We start from the raw sequence: 20,619 nt of genomic DNA on the forward strand, positions 1-20,619 counted from the left end.
CTAGTTCGCCGCTTGTCGGTTGGCCGCCGCAGCGTACCCCGAAGCGAAAAAATTGCGGATGAACGGGTGATCGACAGCGAGCACTTCGGCGGCCGTACCGCAAGCGACAATAGTCTTGTCGGCGAGCACTGCCAGCCGCGTCGCCAAGCCCGTCAAGGTTGCCAGATCGTGCGTCACCATCACTACCGTGAACCCGAGTTCGCGCTGCAGGAGCCTGATCAGATTGACGAAACTCTCGGCGAGGTCGGGGTCAAGACCCGCCGTCGGCTCGTCGAAGACCAGCAGCTCGGGCTCCAGCGACAGCGCCCGCGCCAGCGCGACGCGCTTGACCATTCCCCCGGACAACTCGGCGGGCATCAAAGCGCCGTGGCGTGGCTCGAGCTCTACCATCGCCAGCTTCAGCAATACCAGATCGCGGATCATGGCCTCGTCGAGAGTGCGCAGCTCCCGCAGCGGGAACGCGATATTGTCAAAAACCGATAGCGCCGAAAAGAGCGCTCCCTGCTGGAAGAGCATCCCGAAGCGGCGGCGAAGCGCGCGACTGCGCTTGCGGTCGTCGTCGAGCACCGCCTGGCCAAAGAGTTTCAGCGTGCCAGCGCTCGGCGCCAGCAGACCAACGATCTCGCGCAGCAGCGTCGTCTTGCCGCTGCCCGAACCACCGACCAGACCGAGCATCTGCCCGGCGCCAACATCGAGGTCGATGTACTGATGCACCAGAACGTCGTCGAAGCGCGTACACAGGCCGCGAATCTCGATCACCGGCACCGCCCGGCCAGCGTCCGGCGGCGCACTCACAGCGGCATCCCGATATGGCGAGTCAGAATCGCTGCCACGGCATCGACCAGAATCGCCACGGTGATCGAGGTTACCACCGAAGTCGTCGTCTGCGACGACAGGCTTTCGGTATTCGGCTTGACCCTGAGGCCGAAGTGACAGGCGATCAGCGCAATCAGAAAGCCGAAAGCGACGCCCTTGCTCATGCCGATCCACAGATTGCTGACCGGCACCACCTTGGGCAAGGTGTCGATGAAGAAACCGTACGACAAATCCATCTGCAGATTGGCCGAAACCATTCCGCCGACGATCCCGGCTGCCGAGCACCAGACGACCAGCAGCGGCATCGCCACCGAGAGTGCGACGACCTTCGGTAAAACCAGACGCAGGCTTCGCGAAACGCCCATCGTCGCCAGCGCGTCGATCTCCTCGGTGACCCGCATGACGCCAATCTGGGCGGTCATCGCCGACCCCGATCGACCAGCAACGAGAACGGCTACCAGCATCGGCCCCAGTTCACGAACGATGCTGATGCCCAGCAGATTGACAATGAAAACATCGGCGCCAAAGGTCGACAGCTGCAAGGCAGAAAGGTAGGAGAGTACGACACCGATCAGGAAACCGATCAAGGCCGTTACCGGCAGCGCCTGCGCACCGCTCTTGTAGAGGTTGGCCGAAAACTCGCGCCACGGCACGTCGCCTGGATGACGGCAAAGATACAGCACGTCGAGCAGTAGCTGACCAATCAGGGCGACGATTGCCGCCAGTTGAGCGACCGCCGCCAGGACCAGGCGACCGGCAGCGACCAACCCGGCCAGGGCATCGCGCGAGCGCAGCGGCTCACTTTCGGAGCGTAGCCGCTCGACGCGCTCGATCAGCAAGCGGTGGCGAGGGGAAATGTCCAGAGCTGCCGGCCATTGCCGTCCCCAGGCACGCCACAAGAGGATGGCGCCAGCGCTGTCCATGCGCACGATCGACTGCAGATCCCAGTGGGGATTGCCACTCGCCAGAGCACGCAAGCGCAGCTCCAGGCTGGCAATCGGCCGCGGCATCGTCGCCAGAGTCCAATCGCCGGCAAGCCGCAGCTGCACGCGGCCCGCCTGCTCGACGGTGGCGATCGTCGCCGTGCTCATCGTCGGCTCAGCCGCTCGTCAGCACAGCGCTGTCTCGCCAGCCAGACGCTCGATGCGCACGTCGATTCCGATACGGCGCCACAGCGAGGTCTCGTCGGCCAGGGCGGCGGCGGTCATCGGATAAGCGGCCAGCCAGGCGGCCGGAATCGCCAGCTCGAAACCTGTCGGCGACTGCCTGAGCGCCCACGCTGGCAAGGGCTGCTCGTCGCGTGAACGATGCACCAGAACCGCCAGGCGGAGGCAGAAAAGCAGCCGCCAGTTCGGATCGCCTGCCGGCAGTGCCGCCAGCTTCTGCAGTTTGCCGCTTTGCCCGAGGATCAGCAACGCCAGGCGCGACTGGTCGCGCGCCGAGAAACCAGGCATATCGGCATGGCTGATGATGTACGCGCCATGCTTGTGAAAGCCGGTATGCGCCACCGAAACGCCGATCTCGTGCAGTGAGACAGCCCAGCGCAGAAAGTGCACCTCGTTCTCGTGCGCGGGCGAATCGAGCGCGATCAACTGCCCGAGCAGCGCCAGCGCGGTCGCTTCGACGCGTCTGACCTGCGCCTCGGCGACCTGGTAGCGCCGCATGAAGTGCCCGACCGTCTCGTCGCGCGTGTCGTGATGCTCGCAGCGACCGAGCAGATCGTAGAGGACACCCAGCGGCAGCGCACCAGGAGTGTACGCCATGTGCTCAATGGCCAGTTCGGAGAACAGCGCCGACATGATGGCGATGGCGCCCGGCAGGATGATCAGGCGTTCGCTACGCAGGCCATTGAGCTGCAGGGCCTCGGCTGAGCCCGCACGTACCAAGAGTTCGCACAGGGTATGCAGCCCGTCACGGCTGATACCCTTGCAGCCGTCGGGATTAAGGCCATTCATTTCGAGGAGATTGGCAATTTCCTGCGCTGAACCCGAAGAACCCACGGCCTCCTGCCAACCGCAGCGCTGGTAGTCGGCAACGATCGTCTCGATCTCGCGAGCCGCCGAAACTTTGGCCGCGTGCAGGCTCTTCTGGTCTACCTTGCCTTCCGGAAAGAAGCGCCGACGATAGCCGATACCGCCAATGAACAGCGACTCCATCAGCGACGGCTCGGTCCCTTCGCCAATGATCAGTTCGGTTGATCCGCCGCCGATGTCCACCACCAGGCGCCGCTGGCTGCTGGCGGGCAGCGCGTTGGCTGCGCCGATGAAGATCAGGCGGGCCTCCTCGCGACCACCGATGATCTCGATTGGAAAACCCAGCGCCGCCTCGGCCCGCGGTAGAAAGAGACCGGCATTCCTGGCGACGCGCATGGCGTCGGTGGCCACCGCCCGCACGCTTGCCGGCGCGAAACCACGCAGCCGCTCGCCAAGTCGCCGCAAGGCGTCGAGCGCGCGCTGTTGTGAGGCGTGATCGAGGATTTTCTCGCTGCTCAGGCCGGCACCGAGGCGAACCGGCTCTTTCAGCTCATCGAGCGGGAGAATCCGCGTCCCGACGATTCTCCCGACCTGCAGCCGAAAACTGGTCGAACCGAGGTCGACACCGGCAATTAGTTCGTAGCTCATGCCCGCTCTCTTGTTGCCCAGCGGCCGCTGGTATTTGCAGAACCAGCATCTTACCACCATGCGAACAGCGCCATCCCGGCAGCCAGCGCGTCGCCACAGCGCCTCATCGCCGAGAAAATGGCCCGCCGATCGACCCATGGCAGAGCGATGGTTGTACTATGTTTGCCGTCTATTGCACGCCTGCCTGATCCCTAAATTGTCAAGAAAGGAACCCATGAACATCGCCGCCACGACCACCGAGACGCCCGCCCAAATCGCTTCCACCGGCTTCCCGGCAGACTACTTCCAGAATCGCGAGATGGGCCTGCTGGCGTTCAATCGACGGGTGCTGTGGCAGGCCAAAAACGCCAAAACACCGCTGCTCGAACGCTTGCGCTTCCTGTGCATCGTCAGCAGCAACCTCGACGAGTTCTTCGAGATCCGCGTCGCCGGCGTCAAGGAGCAACTCAAGCTCGGTTCGGTATCGATCACCACCGACGGCAAGACGGCCGGCGAAGTCTACCGGCTGGTCAGCGACGAGGCACACGCGCTGGTCAAGGAGCAGTATGCGCTGCTCAACGAAGAGGTCCTGCCGGCGCTCGCCGCCGAGGGTATTCGTTTCGTCAAACGCGGCGACTGGAGCACCGCCCAGCGCGACTGGATCAGCACCTTCTTCTTCCGCGAAGTGATGCCCGTGATTACGCCGATCGGCCTCGATCCTTCGCATCCCTTCCCGCGGGTCCTCAACAAGAGCCTCAATTTTGCCGTCGAACTCGAAGGCCGCGACGCCTTCGGCCGCAGCTCGAACGCGGCCATCGTGCAGGCGCCGCGCGTTCTGCCACGGGTCATCCGCCTGCCTCGCGAACTCGCCGACAACGAATACTGCTTCGTTTTCCTGTCTTCCATCCTGCATGAGTTCGTGCACGAGTTGTTCGCCGGCATGAAAGTCCTCGGCTGCTATCAGTTCCGCGTCACCCGCAACAGCAATCTGTTCGTAGACGAGGAGGCGGTCAAGAATCTGCGCGCCAAGATTCAGGGCGAATTGCCGCAGCGACATTTCGGTGACGCCGTCCGGCTCGAAGTCGCCAACAGCTGCTCGGAAGCGATGACAGAATTCCTGCTCGGCCAGTTCAATCTGACCGAGCGCGACCTCTATCGCGTCGCCGGTCCGGTGAATTTGGCGCGGCTGATGATGGTCCCCGACTCGGTGCAGCGCGACGGCCTGAAATTCCAGCCCTTCAAACCCGGAACGCCAAAGGCGCTGCAGAAAAGCAAAAGCGTTTTCGACAGCATCCGTGCCGGCGACATCCTCCTGCACCATCCCTACCAGAGCTTCGATCCGGTGATCGAATTGCTCGAACAGTCGGCCGTCGACCCGCAGGTGGTGGCGATCAAGATGACCGTCTACCGCACCGGTACCGACTCGGTGTTGATGCAGTCGCTGTTGCGTGCGGCGCAGAACGGCAAGGAAGTGACGGTCGTCGTCGAGCTGATGGCACGCTTCGACGAAGAAGCCAACATCGGCTGGGCGACCAAGCTCGAAGAGGTCGGCGCGCACGTCATCTACGGCGTCGTCGGCTACAAGACACACGCCAAGATGCTGATGATCGTCCGTCGCGAGGAGGGCAAGGCCGGCAGCGTCCTGCGCCGCTACGTGCACCTCGGCACCGGCAACTACCATCCCAAAACCGCCCGCCTGTACTCGGATTTCGGCCTGCTGACGTGCAACGAAGAAATCGGTGCCGATACCAACGAGGTCTTCAAGCAACTGACCGGCCTCGGTCGGGCACAGGTGCTGACGCATCTCTGGCAGGCGCCGTTCACGCTGCAGCCCAACGTCGTTGCCGGAATTCGCGCCGAAGCCGAAGCCGCGCGCGCCGGCAAGCGTTCACGGATCATCGCCAAGATGAATTCGCTGCTCGAACCGGAAACCATCGCCGCGCTTTACGAAGCGTCGCAGGCCGGGGTCAAGATCGACCTGATCGTTCGCGGCGTCTGCGGCTTGCGCGCTGGCGTCAAGGATCTCTCGGAGAACATCACCGTCCGCTCGATCATCGGCCGGCAGCTCGAACACCATCGCGTGTTCTATTTCTACGCCGACGGCGAAGAGAAGGTCTATCTATCGAGCGCCGACTGGATGGACCGCAATTTCTTCCGGCGCATCGAGCTGGCGTTTCCGGTACTCGATCGCAAGCTCAAGCACCGGGTGATTGCCGAGGGGCTGCAGATCTATCTGACCGACAACGTACTGGCCTGGGAACTGGGCCCCGACGGCACTTACCACCAGCGGCGCGGCTCGCGCACCAGCCCGCACTCGTCGCAAGCGGATTTGATTGCCCTGCTCCAGGCCTGACCACCTGAACCCGTGACGCCGGCAAGCGCCGGCGTCACGCGCGCGAGGAATCAGGCGCGGCGTGCGCCGACCACGCCGACGACTTCGTGCAGCAGGCTCAAGGTGCGATTGAGCTGCGGAATGCTGCTGACTTCGGCGGTGAAACTCATGTGCGCGTTGCCCTGCCTGGATTGCGTATTGACCGCGATGACGTTGATTTTTTCACGCGCCAGAACGTCGGAAACGTCGCGCAGCAGCCCCTGCCGATCGTGCGCGTCGATCACGATGTCGACCGCAAAGATACCCTCGGCGCGCGCTCCCCAGCTCGTTTCGATCACCCGCTCGGGATTCATGGCCTGCATGTTCGCAAAGTTGCTGCAGTCGGCACGATGCACCGACACGCCCTTGCCGCGGGTGACGAAACCGAGGATTGGATCGGGTGGCACGGGCTTGCAACAGCCGGCCAACTGGGTCAACAAACGATCGACGCCGACGATCAGAATACCTTTCTCGGCTTGATCGCTGGGCCGCTGCCTGGACACCGACAACTCGCTGGGCTCTTCCTCGTCGTCGGCGCTTTCGGCGCCGCGCACCGCGACCTGCAACTGCCGCATGCTCAGCGACGCGCGCGCGACAGCGATGAACAGGTCGTCGCTGCGGGCAAACCCCAGCCTGGCCGAAAGGTCGTCGAGCTTGGTGCCCGCGTAACCCATTCGCTGTATTTCGCGCGTCACCACGGCGCGCCCCTCGGCGAGCATGTCCTCGAGCGCCAGACTGGCAAACCACTGCCGAACCTTGGCCCGCGAACGATGCGTGAAGACGTAGCCAAGCGAAGCGTTGAGCCAGTCGCGCGACGGACCGCCGTGCTTGGCGAGAACGATCTCGACACGCTGGCCGGTGTTGAGCTGCGTATTCAGCGGCACCAGCGCGCCGTCTACCTTGGCGCCACGACAACGATGGCCGATGTCGGTGTGTACCCGGTAAGCAAAATCCACCGGCGTTGCCCCGCGCGGCAGATCGACCACCCGCCCCTGCGGCGTCAGGATATAGATCGTCTCGTCGAACGCCGCCTGTTTGTAGTGCCTGACCCAGTCCGACGAATCGACCGCCTCGTCGCGCCAGGTGAGCAGCTGCCGCAGCCAGGCGATTTTCTCGTCATAGCGGTCTTCGGGCCTGGCCTTGCTGCCTTCCTTGTAGCGCCAGTGCGCGGCTACCCCGAGTTCGGCGTGGCCGTGCATTTCGCGGGTCCGGATCTGCACCTCGAGGGCGCGTCCGTCGGGGCAATGCACGGCCGTATGCAACGAACGGTAGTCGTTGCCTTTCGGATTGGCAATGTAGTCGTCGAACTCGCTGGCGATCGGCGACCAGATGTGGTGAACGATTCCCAGCGCGGTATAACAGTCCTTGACCTGGTCGACGATCACGCGCAGCGCGCGAACGTCGTAGACCTCGGCGAAAGCAACATCCTTCTTGCGCATCTTGTTCCAGATGCTGTAGATGTGTTTGGGTCGGCCGTAGATTTCGGCGTCGAGAACGCCGGCCACCGCCATTTCGCGCTTCAGGAGCTCGACCGCTGTGCTGATGAACTGCTCGCGTTCGTGGCGCTTCTCGTCGAGGTGCTGCGCGATGTCCTTGTAGATCGCCGGATGCATGAAGCGAAAAGACAGATCCTCGAGCTCCCACTTGAGCTCCCAGACGCCGAGCCGGTTGGCCAGCGGCGAGTACAACTCCAGCGTTTCGCGCGCCACCGAAACCCGCAGCTCATCGGGCTCGGTCGCGTAATAGCGCAAGGTCTGCGTGCGCGATGCCAGACGCAGCAAGACGACGCGAATGTCCTCGACCATCGCCAGCAGCATCTTGCGCAGGACTTCGATCTGCGCCTTGATTTCCTGCGGTTTCTTGTCGCTGCTGTCGGCGGCATGGGCGACGAAGCCACGGGTGATCGGGCGCACGCGATTGAGCCGCGAAATCCCGTTGACCAGGTTGGCGACACTGCGCCCGAAATCCTTTTCGATCAGTGCCAGACCGTTTTCCTGCTGCGCCGGGACGGCGAAGAGCAGCGCCGCCAGCCGCGAATCGGCGTCGAGCTTCAAGCCGGCGACGATCAGCGCCATCCCCAGCGCATGCCCCCAGACGCCTTCGCCGCTGCCAAGCAGGTGATCGCCATAAAATGATCCGGCGAAATCAGCCGCCCGGCGAAGGCGGTCGGTGTCGGCGGGCGACAAGCCATCGCCCAGGCTTTGCAGCGAGTGTTCTAGGTCACCCTGCGCGGCGACCGAATGTGTAACGGATACCATTGGCCCATTATACGGCCGGCAGCCGTGCGTCAGGCATAATGCGGCTTTTGGCAAAGCCGCTCGCCGATGCTCGCCCGCCTGCGAAACCCCTACCTGTTGCTCGTCCTGACGACGCTGTTCTGGTCCGGCAATATGGTGCTCGGCCGCGCCATCCGCGAGCAGGTGCCACCGCTGTCGCTCGCTTTCTGGCGCTGGGCGATCGCCCTGGCGCTGGTGCTACCACTCGCCCTGCCGCATCTGCGGACGCAGTGGCCGCTGTTGCGGCGCGGCTGGAAAGCGGTGCTGGTCCTCGGCCTGCTCGGTGTCGGCACCTACAACACGCTGGCCTACGTCGCCTTGAACTACACCGCAGCGACCAACGCCATCCTGCTCAATTCGTTCATCCCGATCGCCACGATTGCCCTGTCGTGGGCCTTCCTCAACAAACAACTGCGCCGTATCGAATGGTTCGGCGTGCTGCTGTCTCTCGTCGGCGTGACGATCATCGTCTGCCGCGGCGACCTGCAGACGCTGGCCGGGCTGAGCCTGAACATCGGCGACTTGTGGATGCTGGTGGCGGTCTTCACCTGGGCGCTGTACACCGTCGGCCTGCAATGGCGACCGGTCGGCGTCGACCCGATGTTGTTGCTCGCCGCATTCATTGTCGTCGGCCTGCTCGCGCTGGCACCGCTTTACGCCTGGGAGGTCGCGCAGGGCAAGAACATCGTGGTCTCGGCGGCTTCGCTCGCCGGCATCGCCTATACCGGTATTTTCCCGGGTTTTCTCGGCTACGTCTTCTACAACCGCGCCGTCGGCGAAGTGGGCGCCAGCAAGGCCAGCCTGTTCCTGCACCTGATGCCGGTCTTCGGCACGATCCTGGCGGCGATCTTCCTCGCCGAGATCCCGCAGAGCTTCCACTACCTCGGCATGGCGCTGGTCTTCACCGGCATCTACCTGACGACCGCCCTGCCCGGGCGACTGAAAAGCGCATGATCCGCAAACTGCTCGGCTGGTTCAGCAAGCGGCCGGAAACCACGCCGCTGCCCGACGCGCTGTGGCAAGCGCTGCTGACCACGCTACCCTTTCTCGGCGCGCTTGCCGACGACGAGCAGATCCGCCTGCGGGCGCTGACCGAGGACTTCCTCGCCGAGAAGGAGTTCACCACCGCCGGCGGGCTGCTACTCAGCGATGAGATCTGTCTGGCGATCGCCGCGCAGGGCTGCCTGCCGATCCTCAATCTCGGCCTCGACTACTACCGCGGCTGGGTCGGCATCGTCGTCTATCCCGACGAGTTCGTGATCCCACGCAGCGTCGAGGACGAGTTCGGCGTCGTCCATGAATACCAGGAAGTCGCGTCCGGCGAAGCCTGGGAGGGGGGACCGCTGCTGATTTCCTGGCGCGACGCGCAAATGGCCGGCGCCGGCTACAACGTCGTCATCCATGAGTTCGCCCACAAACTGGACATGCTCAGCGGCGAGCCAAACGGTGTCCCGGCACTGCCGCCGGAGATCTCGCGAAGCGCCTGGGAGAGCGTACTGCACGCCAGCTACGCGGACTTCTGCGCGCGGGTAGATGAGGCCGAGGAGACGGCCCACGAGACGCTCTTCGACCCCTACGCGACCGAAAATCCGAGCGAGTTCTTCGCCGTCATGAGCGAAACTTTCTTCGAAACGCCGGCGCTCCTGCGCGCACAATATCCGGCGCTCTACGAACAGTTCGCCACCTTCTACCGACAGGACCCGGCTGCGCGGCTGCTACCGGCAAGCGGCTTGCAGTAGGTCCGGCAGTTCCCGTAGTCGGCCACGGATCGGTCGGACGCGCGCCATGCACGCGACCGGGCCACCGGCCATGCACGGCTCGCCAAGTCCACCCGACAACTCACTTCAGGAGGCAAACCATGAGCAATCCGACAAGCACACCGGCAGCAGATTGTGCCGCCACGCCAGGCAGCGGCGCGATCGAGCTCCTTATCCAGCCACGCGACAAGGAGCTCGGCGGCTTCTCGGTGCGCCGCTCCCTGCCAACGGCACGGCGCCAGATGGTCGGTCCGTGGATTTTCTTCGATCACATGGGGCCGACAGAATTTCCGGCGGGTCACGGCATCGATGTGCGGCCGCACCCACACGTCAATCTTGCCACCGTCACCTACCTCTTCGAAGGCGAAATCCTGCATCGCGATTCACTCGGCAGCCAGCAGGCGATACGGCCGGGCGATATCAACCTGATGGTCAGCGGCAGCGGCATCGTCCATTCAGAACGCGAGCGCCCCGAAGTGAGCGCGGTGGCGCACCGTCTGCATGGCTTGCAGCTCTGGCTGGCGCTGCCGGAAAAGGACGAGGAGATCGACGCCGCATTCCATCACTATCCGGCCAGCGAAATTCCCGCGCTGACCGTCGACGGCGTCGGCGTGCGCGTACTGATGGGCTCGGCCTTTGGCGTCAGCTCGCCGGTCAAGGTCTTTGCCGAGACGCTATACGTCGAGGCGCATCTGCACACCGGGCAACGGCTCGCCTTGCCGGCGGCCGCAGAACGCGCCGTCTATGTCGCCCAAGGCCACCTGAAAATTCGCGACACGCCGATTCCCGAACACGCCATGGCGATCGTCGCCGACGTTCCGGGCGTGATCCTCGAAGCGACGGCGGAATCGCGAATCGCGATCATCGGTGGCGAGCACCTCGGCAAGCGCTTTATCGACTGGAACTTCGTTTCCAGCCGCCAGGAGCGAATCGAGCAGGCCAGGCGCGATTGGCGGGAAGGGCGTTTCCCGAAAGTTCCGGGCGACGAAATCGAGTTCATTCCCTTGCCCGAATAGCTTGCTGCGAAGGCAGAAGCCGACCCGCTTGCTGCCAGCATCGGTTTCAAAAAAACAAAGCGATACAGCAGAATTGCCGCGGCCGGCGCGAGGAAGATCGCTCCGACTGCGGCGCTCACCTCTCCGCCAGCACCGTCGCTTTACGCTCGAGAACGCCCCAACCGACGAGCGCGCCTTTCAGCGTCGTGAGCGTGCTCTTGATGGCGACGTAGTACATCAACTGGCGATAGAAGAAGCGCTGCCAGAACAGCCAGATCAGCAGTCCCCAGCTTTCCTTACGTTCCAGGGCGAAGGCCAGAATTGCGGCCAGGTAGTCGACGGTGACGAACAGGGCGTAGTAGAACAGCACCCGCCACAGGTTGTCGGCGGAATACTCTTCCGGATGATGCCAGTGGCTGAAGGCCGCCGACCCCAGCGAGCCGAGCAGCAGCAAGTCCATGATTGGCGATACCAGCGGGAAGAGCACCTGAAAGATGATGACGTTCGGCAGGGCGACGAAACCCAGCGCGCCGTGTCGCCGACGGAACAGGACGTCGCGGTGTTTCCAGGCCGCCTGCATGGTGCCGTACATCCAGCGGTAGCGCTGTCCGATGAAGCCGCGCACGGTGTCGGGCGCTTCGGTGAGGGCGATGGCTTCGTCGTCATAGACGATGACGCTGCCGCCTTTGCGGATCGCCAGCGTCACGTCGGCGTCTTCGGCCAGGGTGTCGTTCTTGAAACCGCCAGCGGCTTCGACCAACTCGCGCCGCCAGGCGCCGACGGCGCCGGGAACGACGGTGATGCAGTTGAGGACGTCGAAGGCGCGGCGATCGAGATTCTGGCTGGTGATGTACTCGAGCGCCTGCCAGCGGGTGAGCAGATTGATGCGATTGCCGACCTTGGTATTGCCGGCGACGGCGCCGACCTGCGGGTTCTGGAAATGGCGAACGAGCTTGCTGATGGTGTCCCTGGTGAACACCGTGTCGGCGTCGAGCGCGACGACGATTTCTGCGCGCGTTTGCGCGAAGCCGAAGTTCAGCGCCGCGGGTTTGCCGCCGTTGGCCTGGGTGAATACGCGCACGCGCGGGTCGTTGCGGAATGCTTCGCTGGCGACGCGATACGTTGCGTCACGCGAACCGTCGTCGACGACGATGATTTCAAACGACCGCGGCGACTCGCAGGCAAGCAACGACGTGATCGTCTGGACGATCACCCTTTCTTCGTTGAAGGCCGGCACGACGACCGCCAGCGACGGCGCGTAGGCGGGATCAAAGACCGCGTGGCGCTGGCGCCAGCGCTGATAGATGGCAAGTCCGCCGACGAAAAGCAGGCGCGCAATGCCGAGAACGATGCCGAGAACGAACAGCCAGTCGAGCGCCGCGCCGGTCCAGTTGATGACTGCGAAGGCGGCTCCGTCGAACCAGCTGCGCACCTGCTCTTCGGGGGGGACCGGCGGCATGATCGCGTCGCGGTTGCGGCCGAGGAGTTGCGCAATGGTGACGAATTCGAAACCGCGCTGGCGCAGCTCGGCGACGATCCTCGGGATCGCTTCAACGGTCTGCGTGCGGTCGCCGCCGGAATCGTGCAGCAGCACAATGTTGCCTTCGCCGCTTTCGGCGGCGTCGACGACGCGCTTGACGATTTCGTCGGTACCCGGGCGCTTCCAGTCGTCCGGGTCGAGCTGCATGCCGACGACGACATAGCCCTGCTGCGCGGCCAGTTCGATCGGACGGATCTGGTCGATGGTTTCAGGTTCGGCGTCGACGGCGTAGGGCGGCCGGAAGAGTAGCGAGTGACGACCGACTTCGCTGGCCAGCAGATGTTGCGTCGCCGACAGTTCGAGTTCCAGCTGCCTCGGCGAGATGCTCGAGATGTTGGGATGCGTGAAGGTATGGTTGCCGAGTTCGTGCCCCTCAGCGACCGCACGGCGCAGCAATTCCGGATACCGCTGGCCGTTGGCGCCGATGATGAAGAAGGTCGCCGGCACTTTGGCGTCGCGCAGCGCGTCGAGGATCAGCGGCGTGAATTTGGGGTCGGGGCCGTCGTCGAAGGTGAGAACGACCTTGCGCTCGCCGTGGCCGTGGCGGGTGATGACGTACGGTGACGGGAAAGCGGTGAAGCGCTCACCGGAGATCAGGCCGCGCTGGGCGTCGAACTTGATGATCCGGCGGCCGATCTGCGGTTGCGCCGTAACGTCGAGGACTTCGCCCTGGCCTTCGTAATCGACGCCGTAGGCGAAACGTATCTCGGCGAGCTGCGCGGCATCGAGCGGAGCTTTCTTGCCGAAGACTTGCCACAGCGCCGGGTCTTCGCTGCCGAGCCGCCACAGAGCGACGCCCCGCGGCTGCACGGATCGCAGGGTGACCAACTGGTTGAAGGCGCTGACCGCGTCGAGCAACCAGACATGATGGCGACGGTCATTGTCGTCATCGTAGGCGAAGGTCGCGTTGAGCGAGGCCGGGTCGAGTTGCAGTTTGCTATCCGATTCCTTGGCGATCAGAACCGCTTCTTCGAACGTGCGCTCCTCGGCCGGCTGTCCGCGCGGTCCCCAGTCGTAGCCGTAGTTGCCGATGGCGACGATCATCTTGTCGGCCGGAATGTCGCGCTGCCTGGCGCGCAGGACGCGGGCGAACCACGGCAGGCTGGCGATCGGCCCGGGCGTGCCGTCGGCCCAGTGCTCGTCGTAGGCCATCACGATCAGGTAATCGGCGTTACCGACCAGGCGGCGATAATCGAAAGACGCGTCGTCGGCCGGCACGTTGACCGACACCACGAGGTTCCTGGGATGCATCACCGCGTACAGTTCGGCCATGAAGCGCTGAAAGTCGGGCTGCGCTTTGCCGGGGACGTTCTCGAAGTCGATGCTGATGCCGGCGTAGCGATGCCGCTCGACGAAAGCGAGGATCTGTTCGATGGTGCGTTTTCGTGCCGCCGGGTTGGCGAGCATGCGCGCCAGCTTGGCGCCTTCCCATTCGTGGCCGTTCCAGTTGTTGAGCAGCGGCACCAGCGACAGGTCGGGACGGCGGGCGCGAATGTACTCGGTGACGTGGGCGGTGCGGATCGGGTCGTTTTCGCGCAGCGTACCGCTTTCGTTGTCGAGATGCAGCCATTCGGCGATCACCGTATCCAGGCTGCCGAGGTTCTCCTTGAGCGAACTCATGCTGGCGTCGTCCCAGTTGACGAAGAAGGCGATGGTCAGGGGTTGGCGGTCCGACAGCGCCGCTTTCGCGTGCGGCGCTTGCAGCAGTTGCCGCAGGCTGCGCTCACGCTCGCGAAGCAGTTTGAGCTGGTCGTTACGCAACACCCGCTCGCGCCGTGTCGTCGGTCGCGCGACAGCCAGCGGCGGAACATCCGGCACGGCGTGCGCGCCTTGCGACAAGAAGCCTAAACGCGGCAAGTCGAGTGCCGGTAATACCGGCGCGGCAAGGATGCTGAGCAGCAGGCCTCCGAACAACACGCTAAGAGTCACGCCGAACAGCGTCATCCCCAGGCGGAGACGCGGCCAACGCTTGTTGGCCGGGTCGAAAAACACCGCTTTGGCAGCCTTCGCGGCGGCGACTGGTGGTGATGGCTGCTCGGTCGATGGTGGCTGCGGCATACGAGATTTACGGCCTTATCAAGAGGAGCTTGGTGCACCACCGGCAAGGGCCGGCTGATGGTCTTGCTGCGCCAGCGGCAACACTGCCGCAACGGCCATCCCGGATGCTGGCCGGAAAGCTGCAGGCAGCGGGCACGGCGGCTATCGGGTGACAGCGGCTGCGGATCATAGCGTGTGTTCACCATTCGCGCACGATTGCGGCGCGTGTCGGGCGGCAAGCGCCATGCCGCCACTTTAAGCCGGCGCTAATTCTTGAACGCTATCTTCACCTCTACGCGATTTGCCGCAGGTCTTGAAGGAGCCCCCCATGAAACCGATCACCATGACCGACAACGTCTATCTGGCTGCCGTGGCCTTGCTCCTGGCAAGCGCCGTCGGTAGCGTCTACGCCGCCAAATCCGCCGACAACGACGCGCGCGCGATGGCCGACGCGAAGATCAGCCTGACACCGGCGGTGAGCGCCGCCGAGCAGCACGTCGGCGGCCCGGCATCGCGCACCGAGTACGCGCAGCACCAGGGCCAAGGGGTGTTCGACGTCGAAGTGCTCAAGGGCAAGCCGGTCATGGACGTGACGGCCAACTCTCGCACGGGCACGGTGATCGCCGTCGTCGAGGACCAGGCCGAGCGCAAAGTAGGGCGCGACCACGAGGGCGACGATTGAGTGCCCAAACCACGGGTCAAGGAGAGAGTCGAATGAAGACGCCGATGCACGAAGAAGCGACGCAGCCGCGCATGCCGATGCTCAACAAGGTTCCGGAAGTCACCCTGTACTTCTGGATCATCAAGATCATGGCGACAACCGTCGGCGAAACCGCCGCCGATTTTCTCAACTTCGATTTGCATTTCGGACTGAACGGCACAGCGCTGCTAATGGGCGCGTTGCTGACGGCCTTCCTGTTGCTGCAATTGCGGGCGCGCCAGTACGTGCCGTGGCTGTACTGGCTGGTGGTCGTGCTGATCAGCATCGTCGGAACGCTGATCACCGACGGCCTGGTCGACAACTTCGGCGTCGCCCTGGAGACGACGAGCATCGTCTTTGGCCTGGCCTTGCTGGCGACCTTCGCCGCCTGGTACGCGCGCGAGAAGACGCTGTCGATTCACTCCATCTTCACGACGCCGCGCGAACTGTTCTACTGGGCGGCAATCCTGTTCACCTTCGCCCTCGGCACCGCCGCTGGCGACCTCGCCGCCGAAGGACTGCAACTCGGCTACGCCACGTCGACACTGATTTTCGCCGCATTGATCGGCATCGTGACGCTCGCCTGGTACGTCTTCAAGGCCAATGCCGTGCTGACGTTCTGGATCGCCTACGTGCTGACGCGGCCGCTCGGCGCTTCGTTTGGCGACTACCTGTCGCAAGCGAGTAGCGACGGCGGCCTGGGTCTGGGTACGGTGCTCACCAGCGTGATCTTCCTGGCGAGCATTGCCGGCCTGGTCATTTACCTGTCGGCCAGTCGCCAGGACGGCTCGAAAGCGGACCCGGAGCGTGCCGCTTGAGCGATCTTTCCGGCGCAGCACCTGTGCCGCCGACGACGGCGGCTGGCGTCTGCCGATTTGCGCCGCAGAGAGCAGGTGAGACAATGGCACATTCACAACTGCGAACCGCGTGATGCGCATCCTGCTCGTCGAAGACGACGCCATGATCGGCGAAGCGACAGCCGTCGCCCTCAAGGACGCGGCCTACGCCGTGGACTGGGTCAGGGACGGCGCGACCGCCAACAGCATCCTCCAGGACGGCGCGCACCAGGCCGTGCTGCTCGATCTCGGGCTACCCGGGCGCGACGGCCTGGAAGTACTGCGGCGCCTGCGGCAGGCCGGCAACACCGTGCCGGTGCTGGTCATCACCGCTCGCGACGGCGTCGATGATCGCATCAAGGGGCTCGATTTCGGCGCCGACGACTATCTGGTGAAACCCTTCGACGTCAAGGAACTGCTCGCCAGGCTGCGGGCAATAATCCGCCGCCAGGGCGGACACGCCGCACCGCTGTTGAGCAACGGCACGCTCAGTCTCGACCCCGGCAGCCGCGAAGCGCGCTGCGGCGACGCTTGCGAGCTGCTCAGTGCGCGCGAGTTCGCCCTGCTGCACGCGCTCTTGCTGCGTCCCGGCACCATCCTGACGCGCGCCGAACTCGAAGAGCGGATCTATGGCTGGAACGAAGAAGTGGAAAGCAACGTCATTGATGTCCTGATTCACGGCCTGCGCCGAAAACTCGGCACAACGATCATCAAGAACGTCCGCGGCGCCGGCTGGATGGTCGACAAAGCCGTATGAAACGATCGCTGCAGCGGCATCTATCGCTGATGTTGGGCAGCGCCATCGTGTTCGCCGGCCTGCTGGCAGCAGCCGCGTCCTTTGCCCTGGCCTATGGCGAAGCCAAGGAATTCCAGGACGACATGCTGCGCCAGATCGCGGCGCTGAACACCGGCGGCGCGATGGCGCGCTGGTTGCCGGAAACGGCGCCGCAAAGCTCGCGGAACGTCAGGCTCAAAGACCCCGAGTCACGGATCATGATCGTCCACTTACCCGGCGACGTGCCGCCCGACTGGCTCGCCGCCAAGCTGCGGACAGGTTTTCACACCGTGAACTCGGGCAGCGAGCGGCTGCGGGCGTTCATTCTGGAGACGCCCGCCGGGACGCGCACGGTCGTCACGCAGCCCACCGCCGCGCGTGACGAAATCGCCACCGACAGTGCGCTACGGACGCTGATTCCCTTGCTGCTGCTCGTTCCGCTGCTGACGGTCCTGATCGTGCGCATCGTTCGCCACGAGCTGGCGCCGATCGCCGAACTTTCGCGCAGTCTCGACGAGCAAGCCGCCGATCGGCCGCGAGCACTCACCGATGCAGGCCTGCCCGAGGAGATCACGCCTTTCGTGCACGCCATCAACCGGCTGCTGGAACGGGTGAATCACCTGCTCGGACAGCAACGGCGTTTCATCGCCGATGCCGCGCACGAACTGCGCAGCCCGCTCACGGCGCTATCGGTACAGGCGCAGAATCTCGGGCACGCCGGATCGCTCGACGCCGTTCGCGAGCGTCTGCTGCCGCTGCAGCAGGGAATCGAGCGCGCCCGGCAGCTGACCGAACAGTTGCTGAACCTGGCCAGAACACAAGCCGGAACAAGCGCCGGGAACGAGCTCAAGGTGTCGCTCCTGGCACGCGAACTGATCGCCGAGCTACTGCCCTTCGCCGAGTCCAGGCGGATCGATCTGGGGCTGGACGAGCTGGCGTCGTTCACCGTTTCTGGCTCGCCCGATGCGCTGCGGCTGATCGTCAAGAATGCCCTCGAAAACGCCCTGAAATATACGCCCGAAGGCGGTGAGGTAACGCTTCGCCTGCGCGCCGACGAGCAGCAGGGAATCATCGAAGTCGTCGACAACGGCCCCGGCATCCCGAGCGCAGAACACGAACGCGTATTTGATGCCTTCTACCGCCTGCCCGATGCGGGCGGCGAAGGCAGCGGCCTCGGCCTGACGATCGCTCGCGAAGCCGCGGCGCGTCTCGGCGGCACGGTCAGTCTGCACACGCGGCACGACGCTTGCGGCCTGCTCTTCCGCTACCGGCAGGGCGCATGTCCCGTGGATTCCCAGCCTCACTCTCCGACTCTTGTCCGGCCGCGGCGAGATTCTTCCGTCGCCGACGCGACAATCAGGATTAAATGAAAAACTTTCTTTCGACGCTTGCCGAAGCTCTCCTCGAAACCCGTACGCGTGCCCTGGTACTCAGTCTCTGCGTGGTCTGGCTGACGCTCTTTGCCGGCATCAGGCCGCTGATGCTGCCCGACGAGGGACGCTACGTCGGCGTCGCCTGGCAAATGCTCGTCAGCGGCGACTGGCTGGTGCCGACGCTCGATGGCCTGCCGTTCTTTCACAAGCCGCCCCTGTTCTACTGGCTGACCGGGCTGGCGCTGCAGCTGTTCGGCGTCAACGACTGGGCGGCTCGCCTGGCGTCGGCCCTCGGCGCCGTTGTCGCCGCCGGCGCGCTGTATCTGTTCGTGCGACGCTACGCCGACAAACGTCTGGCGACGCTGTCGGTCGCCGTGCTGGTCACGCAACCGATGTTTTTCGCCGGTGCGCAGTACGCCAACCTCGACATGCTCGTCGCGGGAATGATTTCGGCGACCATCGCCTGTGGCGCCAGCGCCATCCTGCGCCTCGAACGCGGCCTGCCGTATCGGATGGCGCTGGCCGCGGCCTACCTTTTTGCCGCGCTCGGCGTTCTCGCCAAGGGATTGATCGGCTTTGTCCTGCCCGGCGCGATCCTCCTCGCGTGGCTGTTGCTGCGCAAGCGCTACCGGCTGATACCAGCGCTCTTGTCGCTACCGATGATGGTCTTGTTCCTGGCCGTGGCGGCACCGTGGTTCGTCTGGATGCAGAAATCGTACAGCGGCTTCTGGGACTACTTCTTCGTCTATCACCACTTTCAGCGTTTCGCGCATAGCGGCTTCAGCAACGCCCGGCCTTTCTGGTTCTTCATCCCGGTGCTTCTTCTCGGCACGCTGCCGTGGTCGCCGTGGCTCGCACGTTTCTTTTCGCTGAAATTCGTCGTCGCCCCGGAGAAGTTCGAGCTGCGCAGCCTGATGGTTATCTGGGTGCTCGGCATCCTGGTGTTCTTCTCACTGCCAAATTCCAAACTGGTCGGCTATATCTTTCCGGCGCTGCCGCCGCTGGCCTACCTGCTGGCCGACGCCATCCTTGGCTGGCTGGATAAGCGACGCCAGGCACAGCAGGCGGATGGCTCACTGTACCTTGGCGTCAGCCTGCTCGTCGCGGCCGGCATCTGTCTGTCTTTCGTCGCGCTGGTCGGCCAGTTCGACCCGACGTCTTCGCGGACGCTGAGCAAGCACGTCGCGCCGCTGTTTGCGGCCGGCGATCAGGTGGTGATGGTCGGCGATTACGAGTACGACGTGCCCTTCTACCTGCGCGCACGCAAGAACTCGTGGGTAGTCAGCAACTGGCAGGATCCGGAAATTCCCGCGCACGACAACTGGCGCAAGGAGTTGTACGACGCGGCTCGTTTTGCCCCGCTCAAGGCACAGGAAATGCTGGTGCTTCCCGACGACTTTGCGGCGCGCCTGTGCGCCTACAGCGGCGGCACGGTGTGGGTCTGGGCGAACAAGGGGGCGGCCTCGCGCTATCCCTTCCTGAGCGAACAGGCGATGGCCTTTGCGGACGGCAAGAAAGCCGTCTGGCGCTTCGACGCCGCCCAACGCCAAGCGCTGCCGGATTGTGCAGAAAAGCCCGCGGGCGGCTAAGAAAACGACAGCGACGATGAGCACACCAGCAAGCAGTAGCGCGTCGCTCGGGCGTTTTTTTCCGAGAGCTCTGGAAAACGAAAGATGTCTTTACCCTTGAAGCTTTACTGGCGCCGCGCCGCCGTTCTCTTTGGCGCGCTGCTGCTGCTCTATCTGATCTACGCCAGTTGGCGGCAGTTTTATCCGGTGAGCACCGCCGCCGGCTGGCAAGTGCAGGTCTATCGCGAGGATATCGCGATGGTCAGCGCGCTGGCGCTGGACGGCAAGGGCGGTTTGTACGTCAGCCAGGAGCTGTCCAGTGGCCAGGGCAAAATCCTCAAACTGCAGGCCGGCGGCCGCCTCACCGAGGTGCTCGGCGGGCTATCAAAACCAGACGGCCAGGTGATGTTCCGCGGCGGCCTGGTCACCGGCCAGGAGGGCGGCACGCTGCCGGTGCTGTGGCTGCACGACGGCAAGGCCGAAAGCTTGTTCAAGGCCAACAACGTCGAAGGCATCGCCACCGACGGGCAGGTGCTGTATGTGATCGAGGACGCGCGACCGGGCCGGCTTCTGCGTTATTCTCCCGACAGCGGCGAACTGGCGGTACTGCGTGCCGGGCTGGACGACGGCGAAGGCGTCAGCGTGTGTGCCGACGGCCGGCTGTTCTACACCGAGAAGCGTCAGGGCCTGGTCAAACAATGGCACGCCGAAGGCCCGGACATCGTCGTCGCCGCCGGCCTCAACGCCCCTGGCTTTGTGCAATGTACGGCCGATGGCGTGTGGATCACCGAAGACGCCACGCACATGGCACGCGTGCTGCTGCTCGAGAGCACGGGCAAACTGCGGGTGATCCTCGACCACCTGCGCTCGGCGCAAACCATCATCCCGCTCGAACCCGGCAGCTATCTGGTCGCCGAACAGGGGCGCCAGCGCATCCTGAAACTCAACCGCCAAAGCAGCGAACGCTGACCAACC

At 64.2% G+C, this 20,619-nt stretch carries 15 protein-coding genes; 10 read left to right on the forward strand and 5 right to left on the reverse strand.

Features of this window, described 5'->3' with window-relative positions:
* From QZ656_RS18865 to QZ656_RS18875, 3 genes are read right to left on the reverse strand one after another with little or no spacing between them, the layout of a single operon-like run.
* Nucleotides 1-795, reverse strand: coding sequence for an ATP-binding cassette domain-containing protein (locus tag QZ656_RS18865; protein ID WP_291994830.1), 795 nt, complete (start codon nucleotides 793-795; stop codon nucleotides 1-3).
* The gene (locus QZ656_RS18870) at nucleotides 792-1,907 is read right to left on the reverse strand and encodes an ABC transporter permease (protein ID WP_291994831.1); all 1,116 of its coding nucleotides are present in this window, start codon (nucleotides 1,905-1,907) and stop codon (nucleotides 792-794) included. The genes QZ656_RS18865 and QZ656_RS18870 overlap by 4 nt, the downstream gene beginning before the upstream one ends.
* Before the next feature lie 18 nt (nucleotides 1,908-1,925).
* Nucleotides 1,926-3,437 carry a Ppx/GppA phosphatase family protein gene (locus QZ656_RS18875; RefSeq protein WP_291994832.1) on the reverse strand — a complete coding sequence of 504 codons (1,512 nt, stop codon included), beginning with the start codon at nucleotides 3,435-3,437 and terminating at the stop codon, nucleotides 1,926-1,928.
* Between the two features lie 214 nt (nucleotides 3,438-3,651).
* Here QZ656_RS18875 and ppk1 point away from each other — a divergent pair, with 214 nt between their 5' ends.
* A complete protein-coding gene (gene ppk1 / locus QZ656_RS18880) occupies nucleotides 3,652-5,769 on the forward strand; it encodes a polyphosphate kinase 1 (RefSeq protein WP_291994833.1) in 2,118 nt (705 codons plus the stop codon).
* Nucleotides 5,770-5,819: 50 nt separating this feature from the next.
* On the opposite strand, the gene QZ656_RS18885 is transcribed toward ppk1, so the two are convergent.
* Nucleotides 5,820-8,045 (reverse strand): bifunctional (p)ppGpp synthetase/guanosine-3',5'-bis(diphosphate) 3'-pyrophosphohydrolase, encoded by a 2,226-nt coding sequence (locus QZ656_RS18885; protein ID WP_291994834.1) that lies wholly within the window; start codon nucleotides 8,043-8,045, stop codon nucleotides 5,820-5,822.
* 66 nt (nucleotides 8,046-8,111) lie between these two features.
* Between QZ656_RS18885 and QZ656_RS18890 the strand changes: the two genes are divergently transcribed.
* The 3 genes from QZ656_RS18890 to QZ656_RS18900 all read left to right on the forward strand — a co-directional run bounded on the left by QZ656_RS18890 (nucleotide 8,112) and on the right by QZ656_RS18900 (nucleotide 10,836).
* Nucleotides 8,112-9,017: a DMT family transporter gene (locus QZ656_RS18890; protein WP_291994835.1), complete on the forward strand. Its 906-nt coding sequence runs from the start codon at nucleotides 8,112-8,114 to the stop codon at nucleotides 9,015-9,017.
* Entirely contained in the window at nucleotides 9,014-9,802 is a 789-nt protein-coding gene (locus QZ656_RS18895; protein ID WP_291994836.1) for a M90 family metallopeptidase, read from the forward strand. The genes QZ656_RS18890 and QZ656_RS18895 overlap by 4 nt, the downstream gene beginning before the upstream one ends.
* Nucleotides 9,803-9,921: 119 nt before the next feature.
* Nucleotides 9,922-10,836, forward strand: a complete 915-nt coding sequence (locus QZ656_RS18900; protein WP_291994837.1) for a pirin family protein — start codon at nucleotides 9,922-9,924, stop codon at nucleotides 10,834-10,836.
* 115 nt (nucleotides 10,837-10,951) lie between these two features.
* On the opposite strand, the gene QZ656_RS18905 is transcribed toward QZ656_RS18900, so the two are convergent.
* On the reverse strand, nucleotides 10,952-14,413 hold the full coding sequence (locus QZ656_RS18905) for a glycosyltransferase (protein WP_291994838.1): 3,462 nt from the start codon (nucleotides 14,411-14,413) through the stop codon (nucleotides 10,952-10,954).
* A gap of 307 nt (nucleotides 14,414-14,720) precedes the next feature.
* Here QZ656_RS18905 and QZ656_RS18910 point away from each other — a divergent pair, with 307 nt between their 5' ends.
* From QZ656_RS18910 to QZ656_RS18935, 6 genes are all read left to right on the forward strand, one after another.
* Nucleotides 14,721-15,074 carry a PepSY domain-containing protein gene (locus QZ656_RS18910; RefSeq protein ID WP_291994839.1) on the forward strand — a complete coding sequence of 118 codons (354 nt, stop codon included), beginning with the start codon at nucleotides 14,721-14,723 and terminating at the stop codon, nucleotides 15,072-15,074.
* Between the two features lie 32 nt (nucleotides 15,075-15,106).
* On the forward strand, nucleotides 15,107-15,910 hold the full coding sequence (locus tag QZ656_RS18915) for a hypothetical protein (RefSeq protein WP_291994840.1): 804 nt from the start codon (nucleotides 15,107-15,109) through the stop codon (nucleotides 15,908-15,910).
* Between the two features lie 112 nt (nucleotides 15,911-16,022).
* Complete coding sequence (locus QZ656_RS18920) at nucleotides 16,023-16,685, forward strand: response regulator (protein WP_291994841.1); 663 nt, start codon at nucleotides 16,023-16,025, stop codon at nucleotides 16,683-16,685.
* Nucleotides 16,682-18,073, forward strand: a complete 1,392-nt coding sequence (locus QZ656_RS18925) for an ATP-binding protein (protein ID WP_291994842.1) — start codon at nucleotides 16,682-16,684, stop codon at nucleotides 18,071-18,073. The genes QZ656_RS18920 and QZ656_RS18925 overlap by 4 nt, the downstream gene beginning before the upstream one ends.
* Entirely contained in the window at nucleotides 18,070-19,665 is a 1,596-nt protein-coding gene (locus QZ656_RS18930; RefSeq protein ID WP_291994843.1) for a glycosyltransferase family 39 protein, read from the forward strand. Before QZ656_RS18925 ends, QZ656_RS18930 begins: the two co-directional genes overlap by 4 nt.
* Nucleotides 19,666-19,749: 84 nt before the next feature.
* A complete protein-coding gene (locus QZ656_RS18935) occupies nucleotides 19,750-20,613 on the forward strand; it encodes a hypothetical protein (RefSeq protein WP_291994844.1) in 864 nt (287 codons plus the stop codon).
* Nucleotides 20,614-20,619 lie beyond the last annotated feature (6 nt).

Origin of the sequence: Candidatus Accumulibacter sp. ACC003 (assembly GCF_907163085.1) — a bacterium.
GTDB lineage: Bacteria > Pseudomonadota > Gammaproteobacteria > Burkholderiales > Rhodocyclaceae > Accumulibacter.

Excerpts from the sequence above, each read along its gene's own strand:
- QZ656_RS18870 (WP_291994831.1), bottom strand. The coding sequence starts at position 1,907 with ATGAGCACGGCGACGATCGCCACCGTCGAGCAGGCGGGCCGCGTGCAG.
- QZ656_RS18875 (WP_291994832.1), bottom strand. The coding sequence starts at position 3,437 with ATGAGCTACGAACTAATTGCCGGTGTCGACCTCGGTTCGACCAGTTTT.
- ppk1 (WP_291994833.1), top strand. The coding sequence starts at position 3,652 with ATGAACATCGCCGCCACGACCACCGAGACGCCCGCCCAAATCGCTTCC.
- QZ656_RS18885 (WP_291994834.1), bottom strand. The coding sequence starts at position 8,045 with ATGGTATCCGTTACACATTCGGTCGCCGCGCAGGGTGACCTAGAACAC.
- QZ656_RS18890 (WP_291994835.1), top strand. The coding sequence starts at position 8,112 with ATGCTCGCCCGCCTGCGAAACCCCTACCTGTTGCTCGTCCTGACGACG.
- QZ656_RS18895 (WP_291994836.1), top strand. The coding sequence starts at position 9,014 with ATGATCCGCAAACTGCTCGGCTGGTTCAGCAAGCGGCCGGAAACCACG.
- QZ656_RS18900 (WP_291994837.1), top strand. The coding sequence starts at position 9,922 with ATGAGCAATCCGACAAGCACACCGGCAGCAGATTGTGCCGCCACGCCA.
- QZ656_RS18905 (WP_291994838.1), bottom strand. The coding sequence starts at position 14,413 with ATGCCGCAGCCACCATCGACCGAGCAGCCATCACCACCAGTCGCCGCC.
- QZ656_RS18910 (WP_291994839.1), top strand. The coding sequence starts at position 14,721 with ATGAAACCGATCACCATGACCGACAACGTCTATCTGGCTGCCGTGGCC.
- QZ656_RS18915 (WP_291994840.1), top strand. The coding sequence starts at position 15,107 with ATGAAGACGCCGATGCACGAAGAAGCGACGCAGCCGCGCATGCCGATG.
- QZ656_RS18920 (WP_291994841.1), top strand. The coding sequence starts at position 16,023 with ATGCGCATCCTGCTCGTCGAAGACGACGCCATGATCGGCGAAGCGACA.
- QZ656_RS18925 (WP_291994842.1), top strand. The coding sequence starts at position 16,682 with ATGAAACGATCGCTGCAGCGGCATCTATCGCTGATGTTGGGCAGCGCC.
- QZ656_RS18930 (WP_291994843.1), top strand. The coding sequence starts at position 18,070 with ATGAAAAACTTTCTTTCGACGCTTGCCGAAGCTCTCCTCGAAACCCGT.
- QZ656_RS18935 (WP_291994844.1), top strand. The coding sequence starts at position 19,750 with ATGTCTTTACCCTTGAAGCTTTACTGGCGCCGCGCCGCCGTTCTCTTT.